The organism is Streptomyces sp. NBC_00525 (assembly GCF_036346595.1).
In the GTDB taxonomy this organism is placed as follows: Bacteria; Actinomycetota; Actinomycetes; order Streptomycetales; family Streptomycetaceae; genus Streptomyces.
In genome coordinates this window covers 6,435,701-6,459,869 of sequence record NZ_CP107834.1, presented here as the reverse complement: position 1 = coordinate 6,459,869, position 24,169 = coordinate 6,435,701, and the positions used below count along the sequence as shown (strand labels likewise).

The following is a 24,169-nucleotide window of genomic DNA, read 5'->3' as shown; positions in this document are numbered from 1 at the left end:
GGGGGCCGTGGCATGACCGTAGCCCTGGACCGGGCCGTCGCCCCGTCCCATCAGACGGGCGCCGGCCTGTCCGTGCCGTTCGCGATCGCCGGGACCGGGATGCATCTGCCGCCGACGGTCGTCACCAACGAGGACCTCACCCGGACGCTCGACACCAGCGACGCGTGGATCACCAGCCGTACCGGCATCCGCGAGCGCCGCATGCTGGCTCCGGACCTGGCGACCTCCGACATGTGCCTCGCCGCCGCGCGTCCCGCGCTGGAGGCCGCCGGTGTCGACCCCGCAGGGCTGGACGCGGTCGTCGTCGCCAGCTACACCGGGGACCAGCCGCTCGTCTCCACCGCGCTGATCGTCAAGGACGCCCTCGGGGCCCATCGCGCGCTGTCCCTCGACGTCACGCAGGCCGCGTGCGCCTCCGGCATCCAGGCCATGCTCATCGCCGCGCACCTGCTCCAGAACCCGTCGATCGGGACGATCCTGCTCCTCGCGGCCGACTGCGCGTCCCGGATCACCGATCCCGCCGACCGCACCACCCGGGTCTTCTTCGGCGACGCCGCGGCGGCCGTCGTCCTCACCCGGTCGCACACCCCCGGAGCGGGCCTCCTCTCGTACGACCTGGGCTCTCAGCTGTCGTACGACGTCCAGATCCCCGCCGGGGGCTCCAAGCTGCCCGCCAGCGCGGCGACCGTCGCCGCCGGGGACCACTACCTGTCCATGGACGGCCGTGCGGTGTGGAAGGCGGCGACGACGCGCCTGCCGGAGAGCATCGCCCGCGCCGCCGAGCGGGCCGGGGTGCCGCTCCACGAGGTCCGGCACTTCTTCCTGCACCAGGCGAACCTGAACATCCTCACCGAGACCCTGGCCACGCTCGGCATCCCCCGGCAGCGCGCCACCGTCACCATCGACCGGCTCGGCAACACCGGTTCGGCTGGCCTGTTCACCGCGCTCCACACGGCCGTCGCCGAAGGCTCGCTGCTGCCGGGCGACACGTACGTACTGGCCGGAATCGGGGCCGGTTTCCAGTGGGGCAGTCTCTGCCTCCGCCACGCCTGACCCGGTCCCCCGGCGGCCGGGCGGGCCCGCTCGTCCCGGCCGCCGGACAGGCGCTAAAGCGGCGGCTCGGTGAAGAGTTCACGCAGCCAGCCGGCGCTCTCCTCGCCCCCTCCACCACCGGTGCCGCCGGTGGCCCCCGGGAAGAGGCGGCCCCAGGCGCAGGCCCGGCCGATGGCGGCGAGCCGCCATGCCAGGCCGACTGCGCGCCGCAGTTCGGCGGCCGTACGCCCGGCCCCCGTCCACGGCTCCAGGTAGGCGTCGCGCAGTCGCGGCAGCACCTCGGGCCCGTACTCCTCGCGGGCTCGGCGGGCGGGCACGAGCAGGCCGCAGAAGGGGTGGGTGACCGCCGCGTCGCCCCAGTCGAAGAAGGTGAAGCGGCCCGGTGCCGGGGCGAAGAGCTGACCGTCGTGCAGATCGGAGTGGTCGAGCGAGTCGGCGATGCCCACGCCCGCGAGCTCGGCGCACCAGTCCACGAGCCGGGGACGCGACTCGCGCAGTGCCTGACGGTCGCCGGGCCCCAGCGCCGTGTTCTCGTCGACGATCCTGTCGAAGACCTCGGGGAGCACGGCCGTACGCGCGTCGGGGACGCCGAGTGACGCGATCTCCTCCGTGTACGGGATCAACGCGCGCTGTACGTCCGCGTACTGGCGCAGCATGTCCTCCCAGCTGCGGGGGCCGGCGGTGCCGGCGTCGAGTACGTCCCTGAAGAGCGGTCCACCGTCCGGAAGCAGGAACCAGCCGCGGTCGGCGGCCACGGCCAGCGGCTTCAGTACCTGCTCCGGGAGCCAGCGGGCCAGCGCCTCGGTGAGTCCCGCCTCGAAGGCGCTCGCGGGCGGGTTGGCCTTGAACCACACGGCGTCGTGGTCTTCGACGGGCATCCGCACCAACACGGACCACGGCCGCAGCCGCACCTCGCGCGGGCCCGATGGGCGGAGCCCGTGAGCGGCGAGCGCACGCTCCGCCCACCCGAGCGCTTCCTCGCGCCACGCACTCCGCTCCCACGGTGTCACCGCGTCCGGGTACCGCCCCCGGTCCACTTTCCACGCCTCACGTCGCATGCGCCCATCTCACCATCGTGCGGGCCTCGGCCGCGCGGGTCGGAACGTCAACGGCTGAAATATGGACAAGCACACGAAGCCGCTGGGGGACAAAATTTCTTAGGCTCAACCGACTTGTCAATGCGGTGAGTTGACTCCGACTCGTCGTTTACCCCCGATCGATGGGTTTCCCTGCGAAACGCCCGCTCCGGTGGCGTGGGTGACCGCGTCATATGCAAACCTCGTGCCGAGGCCCTTCCCGTGCTCCCCATCGGCTCATCGGTGGGCATCGACCTGCCGGCTCTTCCTGGTTCGCCCGCTCGATATCGAATTCCGAGCCGGCTCTCCTCACTTCGGACAGCGGCAGTGGCGGGCCTCGACGGCCGTTCGATCACCATCCGCCCCGGCGGCTGGTGGGACTTTTTTCACCGGGCTGTTCCTGCCCGTAATCGGGGTGAGGCCACCCCCAGAATCGACAAGGGGAATCAATGACGTCCTACGACGACGCAGACCCGGTGATCTTCCCGGCCGGTGCCGCGACGCAGACCAGTGCCGCCCAGGCCGCGAGTGAGGAGTGGGATGCCGTCATCGTCGGCGGCGGCATGGCGGGTTCGATCGTGGCCGAGCAACTGAGCCAGTCGGGCCACAAGGTGCTCATCGTCGAAGCCGGCCCCGGCAAGGATCTGGACCTCGCCGAGTACGAGTCGTATCTGTCGCGGTTCTACGGCGCGGTGGTCAAGGACAACCAGTCGCCGTATCCGTTCAACCCGAACGCCCGGATGCCCAGGAGCACGGACACCATGCCGGTGGGTCCGGACACGCCACGGGACGACTTCTACCTGGTGCAGGAGGACAAGTACTGCTCGGACACCACCTTCACCCGCGTCCTCGGCGGCACCTCCATGCACTGGGAGGGCAAGGCGCTGCGCATGCTCCCCGAGGACTTCGACCTGCGCACCAAGTACGGCCAGGGGCTGAACTGGCCGCTCAGCTATGACGACCTGGAGCCGTACTACCGGCAGGCCGAGGCGGAGTTGGGCGTGTCCGCCGAGGTCGAGGACCAGGCGTACCTGGGAATGCACTTCCCCGAGGGATACGTGTTCCCGATGCACCGCATGCCGCCGTCCTACCTCGACCAGACGGTCGCCCGGGGTGTGGACGGGATGCGGGTCAACCTGGCGGACGACGACTACACCCTCCGGGTGCGGAGTTTCCCGCAGGCCCGCAACGGGGTGCCGAACGCCGCGTACGACGGAGGCAAGGGCTTCGTTCCGGTCGGCGCGGTGAGCACGAGCCAGGTGGAGGAGGGCGAGCGCTGTCAGGGCAACACCAACTGTGTGCCGATCTGCCCGGTACAGGCCAAGTACCACGCGGGAAAGACGCTCACCAAGGCGCTCAGCAGGGGCAACGTCACGATCGTGACGCAGGCCGTCGCTTCCAAGGTGGAGATCGACGAGCAGGACCGGCGGGTGACCGGGATCACCATCAAGAACTACCACTCGCTCGACTCCGAAAGCTACGACACGTACACGGTGAAGGGCACCGTCTACGTTCTCTGCGCGCACGCCATCGAGAACGCCCGGCTGATGCTGGCCTCCGACATGCAGCGCATGAGCCGCAGCAAACTGATCGGCTGCAACCTGATGGACCACGCGTACCTGCTGTCCTGGGGTCTGCTGCCCGAGCCGGCCGGCACGATGCGGGGCACGTCCTGCACGAGCGGGATCACCGATCTGCGCGGCGGGCGCTTCCGCGGCACCCAGGCAGGATTCGGCGTGGACATCCACAACGACGGCTGGGGGTGGGCGACCGGCTCGCCCTACACGGACCTGGTCGAACTCGTCGACAAACAGGGGCTGAACGGGAAGGAGTTGCGCCGGACGCTCGGGAACCGGATCTCCCGGCAGCTTCTGCTGGCCTTCATGATCGATCTGCTGCCCGAGAGGAGCAACACGGTCACCGTGGACGAGCGGTACAAGGATGCCCTCGGCAACCTGAAACCGGTCGTCTCCCTCAAGATCCCGCCGTACACCATGCGGGGCGCCGCGTACGCCCGCAAGCTCGCGTCCGACATCTTCAAGAGGCTCGGCGCCGAGGAGATGACCGCGTACGACAAGGACCGCTACAGCGCCGTCGAGCACGACGGACAGTGGTACAACATCGTCGGCGGCAACCACCTCGCGGGCACCCACATCATGGGCACCGACCCGACGACCTCGGTGGTCGACCACACCCAGCAGTCGTGGGACCACGACAACCTGTATCTCGTCGGGCCCGGCAGTCTGCCCTCGATCGGGACGTCCAACATCAGCCTGACCATGGCGGCGCTCGCCTACCGCAGCTCGACGCACATCGTCAGGTATCTGCGTGCCGCGAAGGCACCGGCCACCGTCCGCGGCTAGCCGGCCCACACCCCTGCGGGCCGGACACACCACCGGCCGCGACCGCCTCTCCGCATGCCCACCGCCACCGCCCACGATTGGGGGAACATGTCCGTTCCAGAGCCGGACCCGTCCCAGGAATCCAAGATCAAGACCATTGAGGAGCTGCACGAATACCTCTACAAGGGGCTTCAGTTGGAGCACGCGACGCTCCCGCCCTATCTGACCGCCCTCTACTCGCTGCAGCCGGGCAGGAACGCGGACGCCTGGCACGTCATCAGGGTCGTGGCCGTCGAGGAGATGCTGCACCTCACGCTGGTCGCGAACGTCCTGAACGCCGTGGGCGGGACACCGGACCTCACCAAGTCCGGATTCGTACCGGACTACCCGACGTACTTGCCGTGCGGTCCGGACTACTTCCAGGTGCATCTCCTGCCGTTCTCGCCGGATGCTCTCGACACCTTCCTGAAGATCGAGAAGCCCGCGCAGGCGCCCGACGAGGAGAGCCGGCTCGTACCGGTGGACTGGGCGGCGCTCGGACTCACGTCCGACGGTGCGGCGCCCCCCTCGGAGAAGATGGCGGAATTCGAGCAGTCCGGCACGATCCTCGGCCTGGTCCCCGGAGAACCCACCCAGCGCTTTCTGAGCATCGGTGAGTTCTACGAGGAGATCATGCGGGGCATCAATTACCTGGAGGACCAGGCCCGGACGGCGGGGACGACGATCTTCACCGGTGATCCCGCTCGCCAGGTGACCCCCGAGTACTTCTACTCGGGCGGCGGCGACGTGATCGAGGTGACCGGGCGCGACTCCGCAGTGGCGGCGCTCACCCTCGTCGCGGAACAGGGCGAGGGGCTGCACGGCGGCATCTACGACAGCCAGGACGAGATCGCCCACTACTACAGGTTCCAGCAACTGGAAAAGGGAAAGTTCTACCAGAAGGGCGACGAGCCGGGCGCGCCCTCCGGCCCGGACCTGCACGTCGACTGGACTGCCGTCTATCCGGTGAAGCCGGACGTCAAGCTGGCGGATCTCGAGGGAGACCCGGAAATCCACACGGCCGCCAAGGAATTCAACCAGTCCTACGCCGCCTTTCTGAGGAACATCAATCTGGCCTACAACGGCCGGCCCGATCTGCTGCTCAAGGCGGTCTGGGAGATGTTCCGCATCCGCGACACGATGAACCGGCTCATCCGCAACCCGCTCTCGGGGGAATCGGGATTGAACGCCGGTCCGACTTTCGAGATCTAGGCCGTCGAAGGAGGAAGCAGCATGACAGAGGCAACGACCACGGACGAGGAACTGCGCGCATTCGTGAAGTTCTCCGCGACGATGACCGGGTTCAGCGAGTTCGACCTATGGGGGACCGGCCAGGCGGAGGCATATTACGACGCGGTCGTGAATCAGGAAGGGCCGGACGCGATCGAGAGGGCGATCGCTGCCGACCCGTCCGATCCCCTGGTGAAAAGCATCATCAAACTCTGGTACGTCGGCGTCTGGTACGGCCCGGAACTCACGGGGCGAATGGACGTGGCGGCCTGGACGGCACCCGGCCGGAGCGGGGCGAAGCCCGCCGTACCGGATGACAGCCAACCCGAGACGGACCTGTCCCCGGCGGCCGCCTCCGGAGAGCGGCGGCCAGAGGGCCAGTACGCGCGGGCCGGCGACGAACGCATCCCCCTGTTCGTCGTCTCCCCCGACGCCTACACCGAGGGGCTGCTGTGGCGGGCGATCGGCGCCCACCCGTCCGGCGCGAAGGCGCCGGGCTACGGATCGTGGGCCACCCCGCCCACGTTCGAGAACTTCTGAGCAAAGGAAACGCAATGACCGGCACCGTCCCGAACCTGGGCCCCGACAAGGTATCGCTCGGCGTGACGCCGACACTGTGGTGGAACGACGACTTTCCGCTGATCGACATCGGCATCCCGTTCGAACAGTGTGTGAGCGAGATGGCGCTCGCGGGATTCCAGGGCTGCAGCATCGGCCACAAGTACCCGGTGGACGACCCCACCGCGCTCAAGGAAGCGCTCGACCTGCGCGGCCTGCAGGTGTCCGAGCCCTGGGTGAGCACCTACTTCACCATCGGGGAGAGGGACCGAACCGTCGAGAACTTCAAGCGGCAGCTGGAGTTCCTCAAGAAGGTGGGCGGCCACGACATCGTGGTCGCGGAGTTCGGACAGTCGTCCCACCTCCAGCCCATCCCGGTGTTCACGCACCGCCCCCACTTCACCGAAGCGGACTGGGGTCCTCTCACCAGCGGGCTGAACGAGATCGGCAAACTGGCCGCGGACAGCGGGATGCGGCTCTGCTACCACCACCACATGGGCACGGGTGTGCAGTCGGCCGCGGACATCGACAAGCTGATGACGGACACCGACCCGAAGTATGTGAACCTGCTGTTCGACACCGGGCATCTGCAGCTCGCGGGCGACAACCCGCTCACGACCGCGGAGAAGCACAAGCAGCGGATCAAGCACGTCCACCTCAAGAACGTCCGCCAGTCGGTGGCCGAGAAGGTGAAGAGCGACCACCTGTCCTTCGAGGAGGGAATCCTGCAGGGCGTCTTCACCGTCCCCGGCGACTCCGAAGGCATGATCGACTTCAAGCCCATCCTCACCACGCTGGGGAATGCCGGCTTCGAGGGCTGGCTGGTCGTCGAGGCCGAACAGGACCCGGCGCAGGCGTGCCCGCTGAAGTACGCCAAGATGGCCCGCGCCTACCTCACCGAAACCCTGGGGTGGTAGCGATGAAGGCGCGCGACATCTACCTCAGCTTCTTCATGTTCACGGTCAACCTGCACCCGGACGATCCCCAGTACACCGAGGTCGTCGTCCGGCACATGGAGAAGCTGCGGAGCTACGGGTACACCGGCTTCGACATGCCCGTCTTCCCGAACCCCTCGGGCCACCCCCAGGAGGACGTGCCCCGCTACGAGCAGCTCAGGAAGGCCCTCGACGCGGCCGGCCTGACGGACGTGGGCCTGACCACCAACGTGGCCACGACGCCGGCCTACAACCCCACCTCGCTGGACGCCGGGGAACGGGAGGCGGCCCTCGCCTACCTCAAGTCCCGCGTGGACATCACGGCGGCCCTGGGCGGCGACATCATGGCGGGCCCCGTCCTGTTCCCGTACAACGTGTTCCCCACCGTCAACGGCGAAACGCTGTGGAGCGACGCCCTGCAGGACTGGCTCCGGCCCCGGTACGACATCGCGCGGCCGCTCTTCGAGGAGCTCGGCGCGTACGCGGCGGACCAGGGCGTCAAGGTCGGCATCGAGCCCGTCGACCACTGGGAGACACCGGCGCCGAACATGGTGCGCGATGTCCTCGACTTCCTCGCCGGTGTAAGCAGCACGCACATCGGCGTGTGCGTCGACAGCTCCCACGTCGTCCTCGGCAGCAGCGGGCCGGCGGCCTACCTCAGCGACATCCAGGACTCCGCCGACCAGCGGCGCCTGCACTACGTCCAGGTCTCCCCGCCGGACCGCGGCGAGGTCGCGGACAGCTGGATTCCCTGGCGCGAGTTCCTCGATCCCGTCCTGCCCGTGTACGAGGGCCCGCTGCTCATCGAGGTCTTCAACGCCATCCCGGAGTTCCTGAACTCCTTGCGGCTGACCCGGCGGAAGTTCTGGATTCCCGAGGACGACGCGCCGGTTCCGGGCGTGCCGAGCGCCTACGAGGTCGCCGAGGACGCGATCACGAAGCTGCGTGCGGAACTGGCCGGACTCGGGGCGGGGTGATCCCGGTACCGTACGGCCCCCTGCGGCGGCGTCGGCCGCGCACCAGGGGGCCGGCGCTCTAGACGTCGTCGCTCGCGGCCGGGGACGGAGGACGAGGCTGCCATCGGGCGGCCCTGTCCTCCGTCGCCGGCCGCGTCCATGTGCCTGTCGCAGTCCCCGAAGGCAGCGGCTCAAGTGGGCGCCGGGCGCGCTGTGTTAATCTCGGAGCGCAGTGACGCTCGAGTCGACTGCCTGATCAGAAGGAGGGGTGAGTTGATGTCTGCCGCGAAGGACGCTGCCCTGCGCAGCGCACGCCGGACCGTCCTCACCTCCCGGACCGCCGTCTGACCTGACGCTTTCCCCTGCCCGAGCATGTCGGCTCATGGGGCGGAGCTTCATGCTCGACGGGGTCCCTGTTCAAGGGTCTTTACGTTGTCCCCATCCCTCTTCCGCCGCGCCCGGACGTCCGGGCGGGCCTGTGCCCCGCCCTCGCCGTGACCGGGCCGGCTTCGAACACCCCGGCCTGCGCGCATATAGGCGTACCCGACTGCGCGCCGCCCGCCCCACACACCCACGACCTCTCCGAGAACGGAATCATGAACACCTGGATCGCTCGCCCCGAAACCACCGACGACGTTCCCGCCGTCCGTGACATCCTCCTCGCCGCCTTCCCCACCGCCGCCGAGGCCGCGATCGTCGACGCCCTGCGCGCCGACCCGCAGGCGTGGATCGACGGCCTGTCGATGGTGGCCGCGGCACCCGACGGCACCCCGGCCGGGTACGCGCTGCTCACTCGCTGCCACGTCGACGGTGAGCCCGCCCTCGCCCTGGCGCCGTGCGCGGTTCTCCCCTCGTTCCAGCGCACCGGTGCAGGCTCCGCGGCCATCCGCGCCGCCCTGGCCGCCGCCGCGCGCACCGTGGAGGAGAACCTCGTCCTCGTGCTGGGGCACGCCGACTACTACCCCCGGTTCGGCTTCACGCCGGCCTCGGGCTTCGGCATCCGCGCCCCGTTCGACGTACCCGACGAGGCCATGATGGCGATGGCTCTGGACGACACCCGGCCGGTCCCGGCGGGCACCATCCAGTACCCCGCCGCCTTCGGCGTCTGATCGCGACTGTGGCGCCCCGGGGAACGGTTTCCCGGGGCGCCACGGTCCCCGGCTCACGCTCCTCGCCGCCTTCCGGATGCCGGAAGGCGGGTCTCCTCTGCCGCCGCCACCGCGTATGGTGGCCACAGCAGCTGGTTCGCCCCGTCCGCCAGGCGGGGTGTCGCAAGAGGGAACCCGGTGGGAATCCGGGACTGCCCCGCAGCGGTGAGCGGGAACGACCGCCGTCATACGCACTGGGCCCGGACGGGCTCGGGAAGCGACGGCCAGTAGGTGTCCTCCAGTACGGAGGGTGTGCCCGCGAGTCCGAAGACCTGCCAACTGCCCGCGTGCGGACCGTTCCGTGCGCGGACATTCCGGTGACCTCGAGGGCGGGTCGGCGTACACACCAGACGGAGCGACCGCGTGCCAGTGCCGCGCGGGGCCGTGGCCGTCCGGTTCGTCCTTCCCTTCGCGTTCTCGTCCCGTCGCCGGGATTTCAGGGATTCATCTCGCGAAGGAGATCTCCGTGACAGCGAAGTCCGCAGCCGCGGCAGCACGGGCCACCGTGTACGGCTACCCCCGCCAGGGACAGAGCCGGGAACTCAAGAAGGCCGTCGAGGGCTACTGGAAGGGCCGCGTCACCGCCGACGCCCTCCGGCAGACCGCCGCAGAACTCCGGCGTGACACCTGGCGGCAGCTCGTCGAGGCCGGCATCGGGGAAGTGCCCACCGGTGCCTTCTCGTTGTACGACCACGTCCTGGACACCACGGTCATGGTCGGGGCCGTCCCCGAGCGCCACCGCGAAGCCGTCGCGGCCGACGCGCTGGACGGCTACTTCGCCATGGCGCGGGGCACGCAGGAGGTGGCGCCGCTGGAGATGACCAAGTGGTTCGACACGAACTACCACTACCTGGTCCCCGAACTCGGCCCCGACACCGTCTTCACGGCCGACTCCGCCCGGCAGGTCGCGGAGGTCAAGGAGGCGCTGTCCCAGGGCCACACCGCCCGGCCCGTGCTGGTCGGCCCCCTCACCTACCTTCTGCTGGCCAAGCCCGCGCCCGGAGCGCCCGCCGGCTTCGAGCCGCTGACCCTGCTGGACCGGCTGCTGCCGGTGTACGCGGAGGTGCTCGCGGATCTGCGCGCCGCCGGGGCCGAGTGGGTGCAGCTGGACGAACCCGCCCTCGTCCAGGACCGCACCCCGGCCGAGCTCGACGCCGCCGCGCGCGTCTACCGCGGCCTCGGCGCGCTCACCGACCGGCCGAAGCTGCTCGTCGCCTCCTACTTCGACCGGCTGGGCGAGGCGCTGCCGGTCCTGGCCCACGCCCCCGTCGAGGGCCTGGCGCTCGACTTCACGGGGTCCGCCGCCGCGAACCTGGACGCGCTGGCCGCGGTCGGCGGGCTGCCCGGCAAGCGCCTGGTCGCCGGTGTCGTGGACGGACGCAACATCTGGATCAACGACCTGCGGCAGTCACTGGCCACCCTCGGCACGCTGCTCGGGCTGGCCGATCGCGTCGACGTCGCCGCCTCCTGTTCGCTGCTGCACGTCCCGCTGGACGCCGCCGTCGAGCGGGACATCGAGCCACAGGTCCTGCGGTGGCTCGCCTTCGCCCGGCAGAAGACGACGGAGATCGTGACCCTCGCCCGGGCACTCACCCTGGGCACCGACAGCGTCACCGCCGAGCTCTCCGCCAACAGCGCCGCCCTGGCCTCCAGGACGGCCTCCCCGATCACCCGGAACCCTGCCGTACGAGCCCGTTCAAAGGCGGTGACGGACGCGGACGGCCGCCGCTCCCAGCCGTACGCCGAGCGGACCGCCGCCCAGCGCGCCCACCTCGGACTGCCGCTGCTGCCGACGACGACCATCGGCTCGTTCCCGCAGACCGGCGAGTTGCGCACGGCCCGCGCCGACCTGCGGGCCGGCCGCATCGATACGGCCCGTTACGAGGAGCGCGTCCGGGCCGAGATCCGGGAGGTCATCGCCTTCCAGGAGAAGACCGGCCTCGACGTCCTGGTGCACGGCGAGCCCGAACGCAACGACATGGTGCAGTACTTCGCGGAGCAGCTGACCGGCTACCTCGCCACGCAGCACGGCTGGGTGCAGTCGTACGGCACCCGGTACGTGCGTCCGCCGGTCCTCGCCGGGGACATCTCGCGCCCCGAGCCGATGACGGTCCGCTGGACGTCGTACGCCCAGTCGTTGAGCGACCGGCCGGTCAAGGGGATGCTCACCGGTCCGGTCACCATGCTCGCCTGGTCGTTCGTCCGCGACGACCAGCCGCTCGCCGAGACCGCCCGGCAGGTCGCCCTCGCCCTGCGCGACGAGGTGAACGACCTGGAGGCGAGCGGTACTTCGGTGATCCAGGTGGACGAGCCCGCGCTGCGCGAGACGCTGCCGCTGCGCGCCGCCGACCGTGCGGCCTATCTGGCGTGGGCGACCGAGGCGTTCCGGCTCACCACGAGCGGGGTACGGCCGGACACCCAGATCCACACCCATATGTGCTACGCCGAGTTCGGTGACATCGTCCAGGCCATCGACGACCTGGACGCCGACGTCATCAGCCTGGAGGCCGCCCGCTCCCACATGCAGGTCGCCCGCGAACTGGCCGCCCACGGCTACCCGCGCGAGGCCGGCCCCGGTGTCTACGACATCCACTCACCGCGCGTCCCCAGCCCGGAGGAGGCCGCCACCCTCCTGCGCACCGGCCTGGCGGCCATCCCGGCCGAACGCCTGTGGGTCAACCCCGACTGCGGCCTGAAGACCCGCGCCTGGCCCGAAACCCGCACATCCCTGGAAAACCTGGTGGCCGCCGCCCGCACAGTCCGAGCGGAACTGCACACCTCCTGACCGGACACCGCAGGGGCCGGGCCGCCACACGCGCCCCGGCCCCTCGCCCGCCCGGGCGCGGACCGTACGCGTTCCCGCAGGCCCGAGCCGAGGCCACGGTGGTCACGTGTGCCCACGAGGTGCCCCGTGTCCAGCAGTTCGTCAGTCAGGCGGGGCACACCCATGTGCGGGTCGGGAGTCAGCAGCAACCGCCGGCGGCGACCCGTTCCGAAGTGTCACTGTCGGTGGCAGCCGTGTCGGAGCAGCAGGCGCTGCCCTGCTGCTTGGTCATGGTCCCGGCGTCGGCCTTGACGACGTACACCTCCCACGGTTCGCGGCCGGGGCCATGAACCCACACCTTGTCCTGGAGGGCGTAGCAACAAGTGGTGTCGTTCTCCTCCGTCGTCGGCAGCCCGGCCTCACCGAGGCGACCGGTGGCAGCGTGAACCGCCTCGGTGGTATCGACCTCCACGCCGAGGTGGTCCAAACGGGTGTCCTCGTTGTCGGCGCCTTCGATGAGGACGAGTTTGAGCGGCGGTTCGGCGATGGCGAAGTTGGCGTAGCCCTCACGGAGCTTGGCCGGCTCGGTGCCGAAGAGCTTCGCGTAGAAGGCGACGGATGCCGCCAGATCGGGAACGCGCAGGGCAAGCTGTACGCGGGACATCATGTTCCTCCGGCTAAGGGCGGATGAATGAGACAGAGCTCATCCCCGCTGCCATTGATTCGACGTTTGTCGATTCCTTGCGCCTTCAGCATGGCACCTGATTCGACGAACGTCAACATAGGCATTTTTCGAAATAGCGGCTTGAGGTGCCCGCCGACCCGTAAGGGCCGAACACGCATCGCTCGCGGGCCGAGGCCACGGCGCTACGCGCCGCGCATCACCCGCACCCGCATCACGCAGCCATCGCCCAGACAGCTGGTTCGACATGTGTCAACATAGGTTCATGCCAAACGCGAAGATGCTCCCAGTACTGGAACCCGAGACGGTGCCCTGCTGCCCCCCTCTGAGCGAGCGGCCACTGACCGCCGAAGAGGCCGAGCGAACCGCCTTGATGTTCAAGGCGCTGGGCGATCCGGTCCGGCTGCGGCTGTTCTCTGCCGTCGCCTCGCACGACGGTGGCGAGGCGTGCGTATGCGACATCTCCGATGTCGGCGTCTCCCAGCCCACGGTCTCTCACCATCTCAAGAAGCTGAAGCAAGCCGGATTGCTCTCCTCGGAACGACGCGGCACCTGGGTGTACTACCGTGTCGAACCCACCGTCCTCGCAGCCATGGGGGCCCTCCTCACCAAGGCTTCCTCAGCCTGACGGGGCCGGGGCGAAGTGCCCCGACCTGAGAGACTTCGCCCCATGACCGAATCGGCTCCCCGCACCATCGCCATCACCCCCCTCACGGCCGACCACGCGGACGAGGTAATCGCGATCTACCAGGCCGGCATCGACGAGGGCAACGCCACCTTCGAGAAGGCCGCCCCCACGTGGGAGGAATTCAACGAGGTCAAGCTGCCCGAGCACCGGTTTGCCGCACTCGACGCGGCCGGCCGCGTACTGGGGTGGACGGCCGTAACCAAGGTCTCCGATCGGTGCGCATACGCCGGCGTCGTCGAGCACTCCGTTTACGTGCACCCCGGAGCGCGGCGACGCGGCATCGCGTCGGCGCTGCTGAACGCGCTCATCGACTCCACCGAAGCGGCCGGAATCTGGACCATCCAGTCCGGCATCTTCCCCGAGAACTCCGCCAGTCTCGCCGTCCACACCCGTGCGGGCTTCCGGATCATCGGCACGCGTGAGCGCATCGGCCGCCACCAGGGCGTCTGGCGCGATACCGTCCTCGTGGAGCGTCGCAGCTCACACATCAACTGAGGTCGCAGACGGGGGCCGCCGGTGCGGGCCCTCCCCTTCCGGCCTCTTCGGTTTCAGCGAGAAACGCGCCCAGCGCGGCGAGGACGCCCGGTACCGGGCGGTAGTAGACCGATCCGGACAGGATACGGAGCCGAACCGGGCGCTCGCGGGGTCGACACGGTCAAGGGACCGCCTCTCACGCCGAGGCCGCAGGGCGGCCCATGACGGCGTCGGCAGCACTGGGAAAGCAGGCCACGCAGGCCACGTTGATGGAGTAAAGCATCGACGTCCCCTGACGCTCACGCAGGACGAACCGCACGTCGGCGAGCAACTTCAGGTGATGGGACACCGTCGACTGCCCGACGCCCATCCGGTCCACGATCTCTCCGACACTCATCGGGGCAGCCGCCAGGGCCAGAAGGTTGAGGATCTGTACACGGGTGGGATCGGAAAGGGCCTTGAACCAAGCAGCGTAGGACTCGGCCGTGGTTCGATCGATCAGCTGGGCATTCATCGTACCGCTCATGATTTATCGATGTTAATCGATGACCTCCCGTGACGGCAAGGTCCACCTCCACTCAGGAGGGGACCCCCAAGGGTGCCCTCCGAGCGATCGAAACCGCTGACACGCGACGACACGAACGCCACCCGCTAGGCATCCGCCTGTGCTCGACCTGGGAACAAGCGCCCCTTACGAAGCAACCCCCACGCCGAAGACGCAGAACGATCACTCTCAACGCCGAAGCACCCCTCGCCAGCCATTGCCCCCATCAACTTTAATCGTCTATCATCGATCTTCGATAAATCAGGAATGTCACTCAAGTCTTCAAGCGCGGCTTGCCCCGCCTCCTCCCCGTCGCTTCGCGACGCCGCTGCCCTCATGTGTCACCATCTCAGAAAGGTTCACCTGTGGACGAATTGCGGGCCCTGGGCCTGTTCATCCTGCTCGAGGTGCTGCACTATCTCCCGTGGTTCCTTTTCGCTATCGTCCTCGGGATCGCGGTACAGCGTCTGTCGATCGACGTGGTCGCGCGCCGCAGCTTCGCCCAGGGGCGCAGGGGCGTCCTCGGGATTGCCGTCGTCACGGCCATCGGAGCGTTCAGCCCCTTCTGCTCCTTCACCGTGATCCCCTTGATCCGCCGTTTCCTGATCGCCGGCGTCCCGCTCTCAGCGGTGATGTCGTTCTGGATCGCGTCCCCGTCCATGGATCCGGAGATCTACGCGCTCTCCGCCGCGCAGCTCGGAATCCCCATCGCCACCGCCCGCCTCGTCGGTGCCCTGGTCTTGAGCTTCGGCGCGGGTCTCATCGTCCTGGCACTGGAACGGCGGGGCCGGTTCGCCGACCCTCTGCTCGATTCCGCGGAGCAGAAGGCTCCGGCGCCGCGTTGCTCGCAGGAGGCGGCGGCCGTGCCTGAGACCGTGACCGTTGGAAGCAGCGGCAGCCCTGCGGGTGGTTGTGGTGGCTCCGCTGATGAACCCGAGCCCCCGGCCGGTGGATGCTCCGGCGCGGCGCGGAACGACGCCGATGACGACGACACCCCGTGGCGCGTCCTGGTACGGCGCGACATCAAGAACCTCCGCGCCGGCGAGATCCTCAAGGAGATCGTCAGCGACTCCCTGATCCTGGGCAAGTGGCTGTTGCTGGCCATCGTCCTCGAGGCTCTGATCGTGCGATACGTGTCCACCGACATCGTGTCGGGCATCCTCGGCACCGACGGCTTCCTCTCCGTCCTGGTCGCAGGGGTCATCAGCGTTCCGCTCTACCTCAATGGCGTCGGCGCCATCCCGGTCGTCGAGGGTCTCCTGGACCAGGGCATGGTCGCGGCGGCAGGCGTCACGTTCCTCCTCGGCGGTGCCATCACGACGATCCCGGCCATGGTGGCGGTCAAGAGCGTCGTCAAGGCGAAGGTCTTCGTCTTCTACCTCGGCGTGGGCCTCATCGGTAGCGTGGGAATCGGCCTCGTCACTCTGCCCCTGCTCTGACCGTGCTTCTCCTCGCCCTCCACTCACGCTCCCGTGGTGCTGCCGTTCCTGTCGGGGCCCGGGCGGGAGATGAGTGGAGCGAGCGAGGTGACTGCCTCATGGCCGGTCACTGCCGCGCGTTCGTCGCCTGAACGGCGCATGGCGACCGTCCGCCAGCCGGCCTCGGCCGCGGCGTCGAGCTCGGCGCCGACATCACTGACGAACAGCAGATCGGCGGAGGCATGGCCCAGGTTCGCGGCGATCCGGCGGTAGGAGCCTGTTGCCGCCTTGGGGCCGATAGTGGTCAGGTCGAAGTAGCCATCGAGGAGCGGGCGCAAGTCTCCGTACCTGGTATGCCCGAACCAGTCCCGCTGGGCAGCCACAGGCCCGGAGGAGTAGATGAAGCGGCCTGTACCGCGGGTCTTCCAGTACCGCAGTGCGGGCGGCACGTCCGGGTAGACGTGGCCATACAGCTCGCCCGCCGCGTAGCCCCCGGCCCAGATCAGCCCTTGCAACGTCTTCAACGGCGGAGCCTTGACGTCCGCGTCGGCCCACTGCTCCAGGAGCGCCAGGGCGCTCGCCTCCTCGTGGACCGTTCCGGTGTAGTCGGTGATCGCGTCGAGGATCTGCCGCCAGGCTGCCGTGGCACGGTGCGCGGCAAGCCAGGGAGCGATGCGCTCCCGCGCGTAAGGGAAGAGGGTGTCACGCACATGGCTGAGTGAGCCAGTGGTCCCCTCGATGTCGAGGACGACGGCCCGCGGTTCCCTCACACGGGCCTGCCGACTGCCCGGCATCAACGCTCTCCCAGCAGGGCATCGAGGTGAGGGAAGCCTTCGGCAATGGGCTCCCGCGTGAAGTCGCCCACCCACCCGTCCTCGTTCTCGAAGAACCTGATGGCGCAGAAGTCCGGCACGGGCCCCATGTCGAACCAGTGCCGGGTGCCGGCAGGAACCGACAGCAGGTCACCTGCCTCGCACACCACGGCGTACACGCGGTCGTCCAGGTGCAGGTAGAAACAGCCGGTTCCGTGGGCGAAGAACCGGACCTCGTCCTCGGTGTGACGGTGCTCGTCGAGGAACATCGACCGTGCTTTGGCCGCACGCTCCTGCCATGCCGGGCCGTCCTCGGGATGCAGGCGGGCGACATCGACGAGACGCAGCCCCTGGTCGGCACACAGCTCGCCGATCTCCGCCCGATAGGCGTGGAGCAGTTCCTCGGACGATGTCCGAGGCGTCACCTGTACACGCGACGGCCAGCGGGTGAAGGAGATTGATCTTTCGCGCAGAGCTTGTGCGATGGCCTCCTCATCCCGCGTACGAAACAGAACGGTGTCCGGCGCGTCGTCCGGCATGATCTGCAGCAATGTCATGGTGCGGTCCTGTCGTCGGTGGCTCTCAGGAATGTGCGACCTGAAGCTCGGACTGGGAGATCACGAGCAGTTGACACAGCGCCTCCAGGCACTCGAGCCGGTTCTTCGCCTGCCGCAGCGAGTCGCCCCACGTGGTAATGCCGTGATCGGCCAGGAGGAGCCCGGGCGGGCCATCCCGGCCAACCGAGAGATGGGCAGCGACATCGTCGGCGATCCGGTCGACCTGGGCCCAGTTGGGGAACACCGGCAGGTCCGTGCAGGTCGGATCCTTCAGTGCCAGTCCCTTGAGCAGTTCGAAACGCTCCACTCGTACCGAGGCGACAGCGTCCACAACCGCGGCGCGGTGGGCGACGACAGTGGCGTACGGGGAGTGGACGTGGAGGACGGCACGTGCTCCGGTGACGCGGTAGACGGCCGCATGGATGGAGGTCTCCGCAGAGGGCAGATCCTGGTCGGGAAGGGACGCCCGGCCGTTGAAGGCATCGACCTCCACCACGTCCCGAGCGGTCAGCGCACCTTTGTCTCGGCCGCTCGCCGTGATCAGCGCCCGGCTGGGAGCATCGGGCAGCCTCATGGAGATGTTCCCGGATGTGCCGGGCATCCATCCGCGCTCGTACAGACTCCGGGATGTGTCTGCCAGGTGCTGTGCGGTTCGCTCGGCCTCCGCGGTAGACGGTGCGTAGCTCATGCCACCGCCTCACATGTGTGTCGAACACCGTGCTCGGAGACGATCGCGGTGACCAAGGGGGCCGGGGTGACGTCGAAGGCAGGGTTGTACGCACGTGTGCCGCGGGGGGTGGTGCGAAGGCCGCCGTAGGTGGTCACCTCGTCCGCGTCCCGTTCCTCGATGGGGATGTCACGACCGTCGACGACAGACCTGTCCCACGACGATTCGGGGGCGACGACGATGAAGGGAATCCCATGATGGGCAGCGGCGATCGCCAGCCCGTAGGTGCCGATCTTGTTGGCCACATCCCCTCGCTCCGTGATGCGGTCCGCTCCGACAAGAACGCAGTCGACGAGTCCTCGGCTCATGGCCGCAGCGGCCGCGCTGTCGACGCACACACGGTGGGGCACGCCGGCTGCTGCCAGTTCCCACGCGGTCAGCCGGGCACCCTGCAGGAGTGGCCGGGTTTCATCGACGAGGACCTCGGTCACCATTCCGGCTTCAGCGAGAGCGAGGACGGTCCCGAGGGCGGTACCCACGGCTGCGGTCGCGAGCCGGCCGGTGTTGCAGTGGGTAAGCAGCCGCAGGGGGCGCTGCGGGCAGCGATCCCGGACGGCCTGGGCCGCGTGTGCGACCATCCGTCGGTTGATCGCTCGGTCCTCGTCAATCATGGCGGTGGCCTCGGCAAGAACCGCGTCCGGACCATCGGCGAGCTTGCCGAGGGCTCGGTCGACCGCCCAGGACAGGTTGACGGCCGTCGGGCGGGCTGCGGCAAGTCGCCGGGCGTCGGCGTGCACAGCCTGTCGCCCCGCGCCGGTGACGCCCGACCGGCAGTGGGCGTACGCCGAAAGCGCGACGCCCAGGGCTCCCGCGAGTCCGATCGAGGGGGCGCCCCTCACCGCGAGGGTCGTGATGGCGGTGATGACATCATCCACGGTGGCCAGGCGCAGAAGCCGGCTCTCGTGAGGCAGCGCGCGCTGGTCGAGGGTGACGATCGCGTTTTCGTCCCAGCTCAACGATGCCGGGTAGGAAGGCTTGCTCACAGGCGGCTCCTTGAGACAGGGAAGGCGGAGTCGGTCAGTCCGTCAGAGGACGCGAGCGCAGTTCGACCAGGGCGGGCGCGGCCTCCACATCAGTGAGCACCTGTGCGGCTTCCTCACCGACGGCGACGACATAGCCGTACCGGTTCATGTACCCATGGGGTGGCAGTGCCAGCCGAGTGCCGGGGCCGGCCGTCGCGACCGCGCTGTGCACCGTCGGCCCGAAGAGATCGGTGCGGACAGTCGTCTCAACCACCTCGCAGTCGGCCTCCGGATAGAGAAACCTCACGGCGGCGATCCGCTGCGTCTTCGGCGCCGTGTCGGGGATGAGTCCGGCTGCCACCCGAGCGGCCGCGACCGCCGGGTCGGTCCCGGTGGCGAGCATCCCGATGAACGGGATGAAATCGCCGCCGAGGCGCGCGTTGATCTCGACCAGGCGGGGCCCTTCGGGGGTGAGCTTGAACTCGGTATGCGTGGCGCCCCGTTCAAAGCCCAAAGCCTTGTGGATGTGGTGCAGTTGACCCAGGAGTTCGGCGTCCCGGAGAAGGGGATCAGCTGCGTCGACGGTATGGCCGGTCTCTTCGAAGTACGGGTCCATGCCGGTCTGCTTGCGTGCCACGATCATGGGAGTGCACACACCGTCGACGACGATCGCGTCGACGCTGATCTCAGGACCCGTGAGGTACTCCTCGACCAGCACGTCAGCCTCGTAGCGGGGCACGCCGGCCCAGTCGGCGGAGCCGGCCGCTTCGAAGGCCGCTTCGACGGCGTCGCCGTGGTCGGCCCGGACGACGCCGAGGCTGCCGGCGAGTCCGCGTGCCTTGACAACGACGGGGTAGCCGGTCGCGTCGGCAGCGCACCGCGCCTCGGCCGCCGTGGAGACCGGGGTGCAGGCCGGCTGAGGCACGCCGGCTGCCGTCAGGCGTGCACGGGTGGTCGCCTTGTCCCGGCAGGCGAGTACGGCGTCGGGCGCGCTGCCGGGCAGCCCGAGGGCTTCGGCCAAGCGCGCCGCGACGTGCACGAGAGACTCGTCGTTGGTGAAGACCCCCGCGACGGGGAGCCGGCGCACGACCTGCTGCGCCTCAGCGAGAAGGGCGTCGAGGTCTTGGGTATCGAGGACCGATGTGCCCTCCACATAAGCAAGTTGCCAGCTGGGCTCGTAGGCGTCGAGAAGCCACAGCCGGAAGTGGCGCGAGACGGCGGCCACGAAGTACTCGCGGTAGCGACGGTCGCCACTCCCCATGAGAAGCAGGGCCGGAGCCTCAGAGGTACACGGTTGCGCGCGGGACGTGGCGGCCATGACGGATACCTTTGCGTCGACATGTGGTCGGCCGGATCCGGCCGCCGGAGCGGGGTGAAGCCCTGATCGGCAACGGCGCTTTCGGCCGACGGCCGGAACCTTGCCAGCATCGAGCGATACATGTCAATAGATCGATGAACTGGCGATCGCAGGCTTCCGTGCGCCCGACGCGGTGTGTCTCCGGTGTTGACACGTCCGGCAGGGTCACGTCCGGTACGTCAGCAGGAGGAGCGGTTGGCGCCTCGCGGGAAGGCCTGCTCCCTGAGCTGCCGCAGGGCGTCCCTGCGGATGGAGAACCAGGCCCACGTTCCCCGCTGCTCGCGGCGCAGCAGCCCCGCGGTGGTAAGGATTTTCAGGTGCCGACTCACTGTGGACTGCGCCAGGTCGAGCGACTGGGTCAGGTCGCACACACAGAGCTCCCCGGCCGGCGCCTGATCGATGAGGTGGACGATCTGGAGGCGGGTCCGGTCGGCCATCGCCTTCAACTGAGCGGTCAGCGTCTCGACTTCATCGCGGTCGATCAACCGCCCCGGGGACGAGGGCACACAGCGCTCCCCGCTCACGTCCTCGATCGGTATGCCTGCCAACGGAGTCGCCACCCGGACACCATACGAGTCGACAAGATCGCACGGCGAATCCGGGCGCCGATATCCCCCAGGACTTCACCGCGCATTCACCCTCGCCTCCCGTCCCGACCCAACAGGGCCGCAATGTCCCTTACGGCCTCGCGTGCGGGGCGGCCGACGCCGACAAGGGTGGCTGACGCGGGACCGGTCCAGTCGCCGTACCCGAGGAGATGCAGCCGGGGCTCTCCCACGGCCTCCGTGCCCCGGATCGAAATCCGTCCGCGCGAACCCCGGAGCCCGAGCGGGGCGAGATGAGCGAGAGCCGGCCGGAAGCCCGTGCACCAGATGATCGCGTCAGCCTCGGCCTGCGTCCCGTCAGCCCACTCGACACCGTTCGCCGTCACACTCGCGAACATCGGCCGGGCCTTGAGCAGGCCCGTATCACGAGCTCTGCGGACAGGAGGCACGGCGACGATGTCACCGAGTGAGGCGACTCCCCCGCCGTCGGCGAGACCCTGGTCGAAAGCACGGCGACGGGCAGTGGCGTGGTCGAAGAGGGCACGGCCGTCGATGTCGTCGGCCAGGAAGCGCGTGGGCCGCCGGGTGACCCAGGTCAATTCAGCGTGGTGCACGAGATCGGCGGCGATCTGGGCTCCGGAGTTCCCGCCGCCGACGACGATGACCCGCATACCGGCGAATTCCTCGGGAGTGCGGTACTCGACGGTATGAAGCTGCCGTCCCGAGAACGAGTTGCGGCCCGCCACCGCGGGGAGGAACGGTCGTGTCCACGTCCCGGTGGTACTGACGACCGCGCGGGCGCGCCGCACACCGGAGTCGGTCTCCACCCGCAGGTGGTCGCCGTCGCGGCGGACCGCTTCCACACGGACAGAGCGCTGGACGGGGAGTTCATACCGGTGTTCGTAGTCGGTCAGGTAGTCGACGACGTGCGCGGCGGTGGGGTACTCCTCCCCCTGCTGTGGCGGCATGATGCGACCGGGCAGGGACGAGTACGCAGCAGGTGAGAAGAGGCGCAGCGACTCCCACGTGTGCTGCCAGGCCCCGCCCGGCGTCGGCTGAGCGTCCAGGACCAAGAAGTCGAGGCCCCCGAGGCGGCGCAGGTGATATCCGACGGCGAGTCCCGCCTGGCCACCGCCGACCACCATGACGTCGAGGACCTCGCTCATCTTGCGGCTTCCCTTCGTCCGGGTGTGCCGTGCTTCGCCGGAGGCGAGGCACGGGTGGCGACACGGTGAGGCTATTGCCGGACCTGCTCGAACTTCTTGCGCCGGCTCAAAGACACGTATACGAGTGCGACCAGGACCGGCACTTCGATGAGCGGACCCACGACCCCGGAAAGAGCCTGGCCGGAGGTGACACCGAAGGTCGCGATGGCAACGGCGATGGCGAGTTCGAAGTTGTTCCCGGCGGCGGTGAACGCGAGTGTCGCCGTGCGGTCGTACGGCAGACCAATGGCTCGGCCGAACGCAAAGGTACCGAACCACATGACGGCGAAGTAGACGAGAAGCGGGAGGGCGATCCTCGCGACATCCAGCGGCTGCGAGGTGATGGTCCGGCCCTGAAGCGCGAAGAGGATGACGATCGTGAAGAGCAGGCCGTACAGCGCCCATGGTCCGATCTTCGGCAGAACCTTCGCCTCGTACGCGTCCGAGCCCATTCGTCGCTCACCGATCCGGCGGGTGAGGAAGCCGGCGACCAGCGGGATGCCGAGGAAGACGAGGACGTTCAGACCGATCTTCGCCATGGAAATGTCGAGTGTTTCACCTTCGCCGAGGCCGAGCCGGCCGGGCAGCAGGTCGAGGTAGAACCAGCCCAGAACACCGAACGCGACGACTTGGAAGACCGAGTTCAGCGCGATGAGGACCGCCGCGGCCTCACGATCCCCGCAGGCCAGGTCGTTCCAGATGACCACCATGGCGATACAGCGGGCCAGGCCGACGATGATCAGACCGGTACGGTACTCAGGCAGGTCGGGCAGGAAGATCCAGGCGAGGGCGAACATGAGCGCCGGGCCGAGGATCCAGTTGACGATGAGCGAGGAGACCAAGAGCTTCCGGTCGCCGGTGACGGCGTCGAGCCGGTCGTACCGGACCTTCGCGAGGACCGGGTACATCATGATCAGCAAGCCTGCGGCGATCGGCAGCGAAATGCCGCCGATCTCAACCGCGGCCAGCGCATCGTCCAGGCCGGGGACCAGTCGGCCGAGGCCGAGGCCGAGGGCCATGGCCAGAAGAATCCAGACCGCGAGGAAGCGGTCGAGTGTCGACAGCTTCGCGGCGACGGAGGAGGGCGCCGCCGGGGCGGGGGCTCGGGTGGTGGAGGTCACGGACAGGCCCTCTTGTTCTTGGCGCCGCTGCGGGCAGCCTCGGCCAATTCGGCGAACTGACCGGCGAGCTGGGCGATGACGTCCGGTTTCAAGCAGTAGTACGTGAACCGGCCGCAGGGCTCCGTCTCCACGACCCCGGCCTCACGCAGCACGCGCAGGTGGTTGGAGAGGTTGGTCTGTCTGGCACCCGTCTCCTCGACGAGGTGGGTGGTGCACAGCGTCTCGCGGGCGAGCAGGGTCACGATCCGGAGCCTGAGCGGATCGGCCAGAACCCGGATCAGATCAGTATCGACTGACGTCATCATGTACTGATAGTGTCACATCATTCATTGCTGATACCAGCTGGGACTGACCTCTTGCTGTCAAGGACGAATCGATGACCGCCGCTCCGCTCGTGTCCGTGCTCTTCGTCTGCGTCCACAACGCGGGCCGCTCCCAGATGGCCGCCGGTTTCCTGCGCCACCTGGCCGGCGACCGCGTTGAGGTCCGATCCGCCGGTTCGCTTCCCGGCGACCAGGTCAACCCAGCCGTCGTCGAGGCCATGGCCGAGGTCGGCGTCGACCTCGGCGGCCAGCGGCCGAAGGTGCTGACGGCCCAAGCCGTCCAGGCGTCCGACTACGTCATCACCATGGGCTGCGGCGACGCCTGCCCGGTCTTCCCCGGCAAGAAGTACCTCGACTGGACCCTGAAGGACCCGGCCGGCCAGGGTCTGGAGGCTGTCCGACCGATCCGTGACGAGATCAAGGACCTTGTCGAGCGCCTCATCGCCGAGATCGAGGCGGCGAAGGAGGCGTGACCGGTCGGCCGTTTCCCCACGAACACCAGCTCCTGCCCGTCGCGTTGGCGGACCTGACGGGCAGGAGCTGGCACTCGGCCGGAGCTCGGTGACGCGACCCACGTCGCCGACACGCCCCGGAAGATCGCCCGTCCGACCACCAGCACAGGGGGCCGTGGCCCGAGCTCTGAGCTCGGGCCA

Annotated in this window: 24 protein-coding genes and 1 riboswitch; of the genes, 12 read left to right on the top strand and 12 right to left on the bottom strand. The window is 68.8% G+C overall.

Annotation, left to right across the window (positions count from 1 at the left end; translation table 11 throughout):
* Window positions 1–12: 12 nt before the first annotated feature.
* Window positions 13–1,053: a 3-oxoacyl-ACP synthase III family protein gene (locus OG710_RS28345; RefSeq protein WP_330241886.1), complete on the top strand. Its 1,041-nt coding sequence runs from the start codon at window positions 13–15 to the stop codon at window positions 1,051–1,053.
* 53 nt (window positions 1,054–1,106) lie between these two features.
* Here OG710_RS28345 and OG710_RS28340 read toward each other — a convergent pair whose 3' ends face one another.
* Window positions 1,107–2,111, bottom strand: coding sequence for an aminoglycoside phosphotransferase family protein (locus tag OG710_RS28340; RefSeq protein WP_330241885.1), 1,005 nt, complete (start codon window positions 2,109–2,111; stop codon window positions 1,107–1,109).
* A gap of 467 nt (window positions 2,112–2,578) precedes the next feature.
* Here OG710_RS28340 and OG710_RS28335 point away from each other — a divergent pair, with 467 nt between their 5' ends.
* The 7 genes from OG710_RS28335 (at window position 2,579) to metE (ending at window position 12,122) form a co-directional block, all read left to right on the top strand.
* Window positions 2,579–4,492 carry a GMC family oxidoreductase gene (locus OG710_RS28335; protein ID WP_330241884.1) on the top strand — a complete coding sequence of 638 codons (1,914 nt, stop codon included), beginning with the start codon at window positions 2,579–2,581 and terminating at the stop codon, window positions 4,490–4,492.
* A gap of 87 nt (window positions 4,493–4,579) precedes the next feature.
* Window positions 4,580–5,722 carry a ferritin-like domain-containing protein gene (locus OG710_RS28330; RefSeq protein ID WP_330241883.1) on the top strand — a complete coding sequence of 381 codons (1,143 nt, stop codon included), beginning with the start codon at window positions 4,580–4,582 and terminating at the stop codon, window positions 5,720–5,722.
* Between the two features lie 21 nt (window positions 5,723–5,743).
* Window positions 5,744–6,280, top strand: coding sequence for a hypothetical protein (locus OG710_RS28325; protein WP_330241882.1), 537 nt, complete (start codon window positions 5,744–5,746; stop codon window positions 6,278–6,280).
* Window positions 6,281–6,294: 14 nt separating this feature from the next.
* Window positions 6,295–7,215 carry a myo-inosose-2 dehydratase gene (gene iolE / locus OG710_RS28320; protein WP_330241881.1) on the top strand — a complete coding sequence of 307 codons (921 nt, stop codon included), beginning with the start codon at window positions 6,295–6,297 and terminating at the stop codon, window positions 7,213–7,215.
* 2 nt (window positions 7,216–7,217) lie between these two features.
* A complete protein-coding gene (locus tag OG710_RS28315; RefSeq protein ID WP_330241880.1) occupies window positions 7,218–8,210 on the top strand; it encodes a sugar phosphate isomerase/epimerase family protein in 993 nt (330 codons plus the stop codon).
* A 575-nt stretch (window positions 8,211–8,785) separates the two neighbouring features.
* Window positions 8,786–9,298 carry a GNAT family N-acetyltransferase gene (locus tag OG710_RS28310; protein ID WP_330241879.1) on the top strand — a complete coding sequence of 171 codons (513 nt, stop codon included), beginning with the start codon at window positions 8,786–8,788 and terminating at the stop codon, window positions 9,296–9,298.
* A 115-nt stretch (window positions 9,299–9,413) separates the two neighbouring features.
* Window positions 9,414–9,631, top strand: a riboswitch (cobalamin riboswitch).
* A gap of 172 nt (window positions 9,632–9,803) precedes the next feature.
* Window positions 9,804–12,122: a 5-methyltetrahydropteroyltriglutamate--homocysteine S-methyltransferase gene (gene metE, locus OG710_RS28305; RefSeq protein WP_330241878.1), complete on the top strand. Its 2,319-nt coding sequence runs from the start codon at window positions 9,804–9,806 to the stop codon at window positions 12,120–12,122.
* Between the two features lie 178 nt (window positions 12,123–12,300).
* Here the strand turns inward: metE and OG710_RS28300 are convergent, their stop codons facing one another.
* The gene (locus OG710_RS28300) at window positions 12,301–12,765 is read right to left on the bottom strand and encodes an ArsI/CadI family heavy metal resistance metalloenzyme (protein WP_330242364.1); all 465 of its coding nucleotides are present in this window, start codon (window positions 12,763–12,765) and stop codon (window positions 12,301–12,303) included.
* 283 nt (window positions 12,766–13,048) lie between these two features.
* On the opposite strand from OG710_RS28300, the gene OG710_RS28295 reads away from it, so the two are divergent.
* Window positions 13,049–13,411, top strand: a complete 363-nt coding sequence (locus tag OG710_RS28295; protein ID WP_330241877.1) for an ArsR/SmtB family transcription factor — start codon at window positions 13,049–13,051, stop codon at window positions 13,409–13,411.
* A gap of 42 nt (window positions 13,412–13,453) precedes the next feature.
* Entirely contained in the window at window positions 13,454–13,966 is a 513-nt protein-coding gene (locus OG710_RS28290; protein WP_330241876.1) for a GNAT family N-acetyltransferase, read from the top strand.
* A gap of 175 nt (window positions 13,967–14,141) precedes the next feature.
* Here the strand turns inward: OG710_RS28290 and OG710_RS28285 are convergent, their stop codons facing one another.
* Complete coding sequence (locus tag OG710_RS28285; RefSeq protein WP_330241875.1) at window positions 14,142–14,471, bottom strand: ArsR/SmtB family transcription factor; 330 nt, start codon at window positions 14,469–14,471, stop codon at window positions 14,142–14,144.
* Window positions 14,472–14,854: 383 nt separating this feature from the next.
* On the opposite strand from OG710_RS28285, the gene OG710_RS28280 reads away from it, so the two are divergent.
* Window positions 14,855–15,928 carry a permease gene (locus OG710_RS28280; RefSeq protein WP_330241874.1) on the top strand — a complete coding sequence of 358 codons (1,074 nt, stop codon included), beginning with the start codon at window positions 14,855–14,857 and terminating at the stop codon, window positions 15,926–15,928.
* A gap of 23 nt (window positions 15,929–15,951) precedes the next feature.
* Here the strand turns inward: OG710_RS28280 and mtnC are convergent, their stop codons facing one another.
* From mtnC to OG710_RS28235, 9 genes are all read right to left on the bottom strand, one after another.
* A complete protein-coding gene (gene mtnC, locus OG710_RS28275) occupies window positions 15,952–16,701 on the bottom strand; it encodes an acireductone synthase (protein ID WP_330241873.1) in 750 nt (249 codons plus the stop codon).
* Window positions 16,701–17,276, bottom strand: coding sequence for a 1,2-dihydroxy-3-keto-5-methylthiopentene dioxygenase (locus OG710_RS28270; protein WP_330241872.1), 576 nt, complete (start codon window positions 17,274–17,276; stop codon window positions 16,701–16,703). Before OG710_RS28270 ends, mtnC begins: the two co-directional genes overlap by 1 nt.
* 25 nt (window positions 17,277–17,301) lie before the next feature.
* On the bottom strand, window positions 17,302–17,964 hold the full coding sequence (gene mtnB / locus OG710_RS28265; RefSeq protein WP_443064304.1) for a methylthioribulose 1-phosphate dehydratase: 663 nt from the start codon (window positions 17,962–17,964) through the stop codon (window positions 17,302–17,304).
* Entirely contained in the window at window positions 17,961–18,986 is a 1,026-nt protein-coding gene (gene mtnA, locus OG710_RS28260; RefSeq protein ID WP_330241871.1) for an S-methyl-5-thioribose-1-phosphate isomerase, read from the bottom strand. The genes mtnB and mtnA overlap by 4 nt, the downstream gene beginning before the upstream one ends.
* A gap of 34 nt (window positions 18,987–19,020) precedes the next feature.
* On the bottom strand, window positions 19,021–20,283 hold the full coding sequence (locus OG710_RS28255; RefSeq protein ID WP_330241870.1) for an ATP-grasp domain-containing protein: 1,263 nt from the start codon (window positions 20,281–20,283) through the stop codon (window positions 19,021–19,023).
* Window positions 20,284–20,501: 218 nt separating this feature from the next.
* Window positions 20,502–20,882: an ArsR/SmtB family transcription factor gene (locus OG710_RS28250; protein WP_330241869.1), complete on the bottom strand. Its 381-nt coding sequence runs from the start codon at window positions 20,880–20,882 to the stop codon at window positions 20,502–20,504.
* Window positions 20,883–20,956: 74 nt separating this feature from the next.
* Complete coding sequence (locus tag OG710_RS28245) at window positions 20,957–22,033, bottom strand: ArsO family NAD(P)H-dependent flavin-containing monooxygenase (RefSeq protein WP_330241868.1); 1,077 nt, start codon at window positions 22,031–22,033, stop codon at window positions 20,957–20,959.
* Window positions 22,034–22,104: 71 nt separating this feature from the next.
* Window positions 22,105–23,199 (bottom strand): ACR3 family arsenite efflux transporter, encoded by a 1,095-nt coding sequence (gene arsB / locus OG710_RS28240; protein WP_443064340.1) that lies wholly within the window; start codon window positions 23,197–23,199, stop codon window positions 22,105–22,107.
* A complete protein-coding gene (locus OG710_RS28235; protein ID WP_330241866.1) occupies window positions 23,190–23,498 on the bottom strand; it encodes an ArsR/SmtB family transcription factor in 309 nt (102 codons plus the stop codon). Before OG710_RS28235 ends, arsB begins: the two co-directional genes overlap by 10 nt.
* Before the next feature lie 71 nt (window positions 23,499–23,569).
* Between OG710_RS28235 and OG710_RS28230 the strand changes: the two genes are divergently transcribed.
* Window positions 23,570–23,989: an arsenate reductase ArsC gene (locus tag OG710_RS28230; RefSeq protein WP_330241865.1), complete on the top strand. Its 420-nt coding sequence runs from the start codon at window positions 23,570–23,572 to the stop codon at window positions 23,987–23,989.
* Window positions 23,990–24,169: the final 180 nt, after the last annotated feature.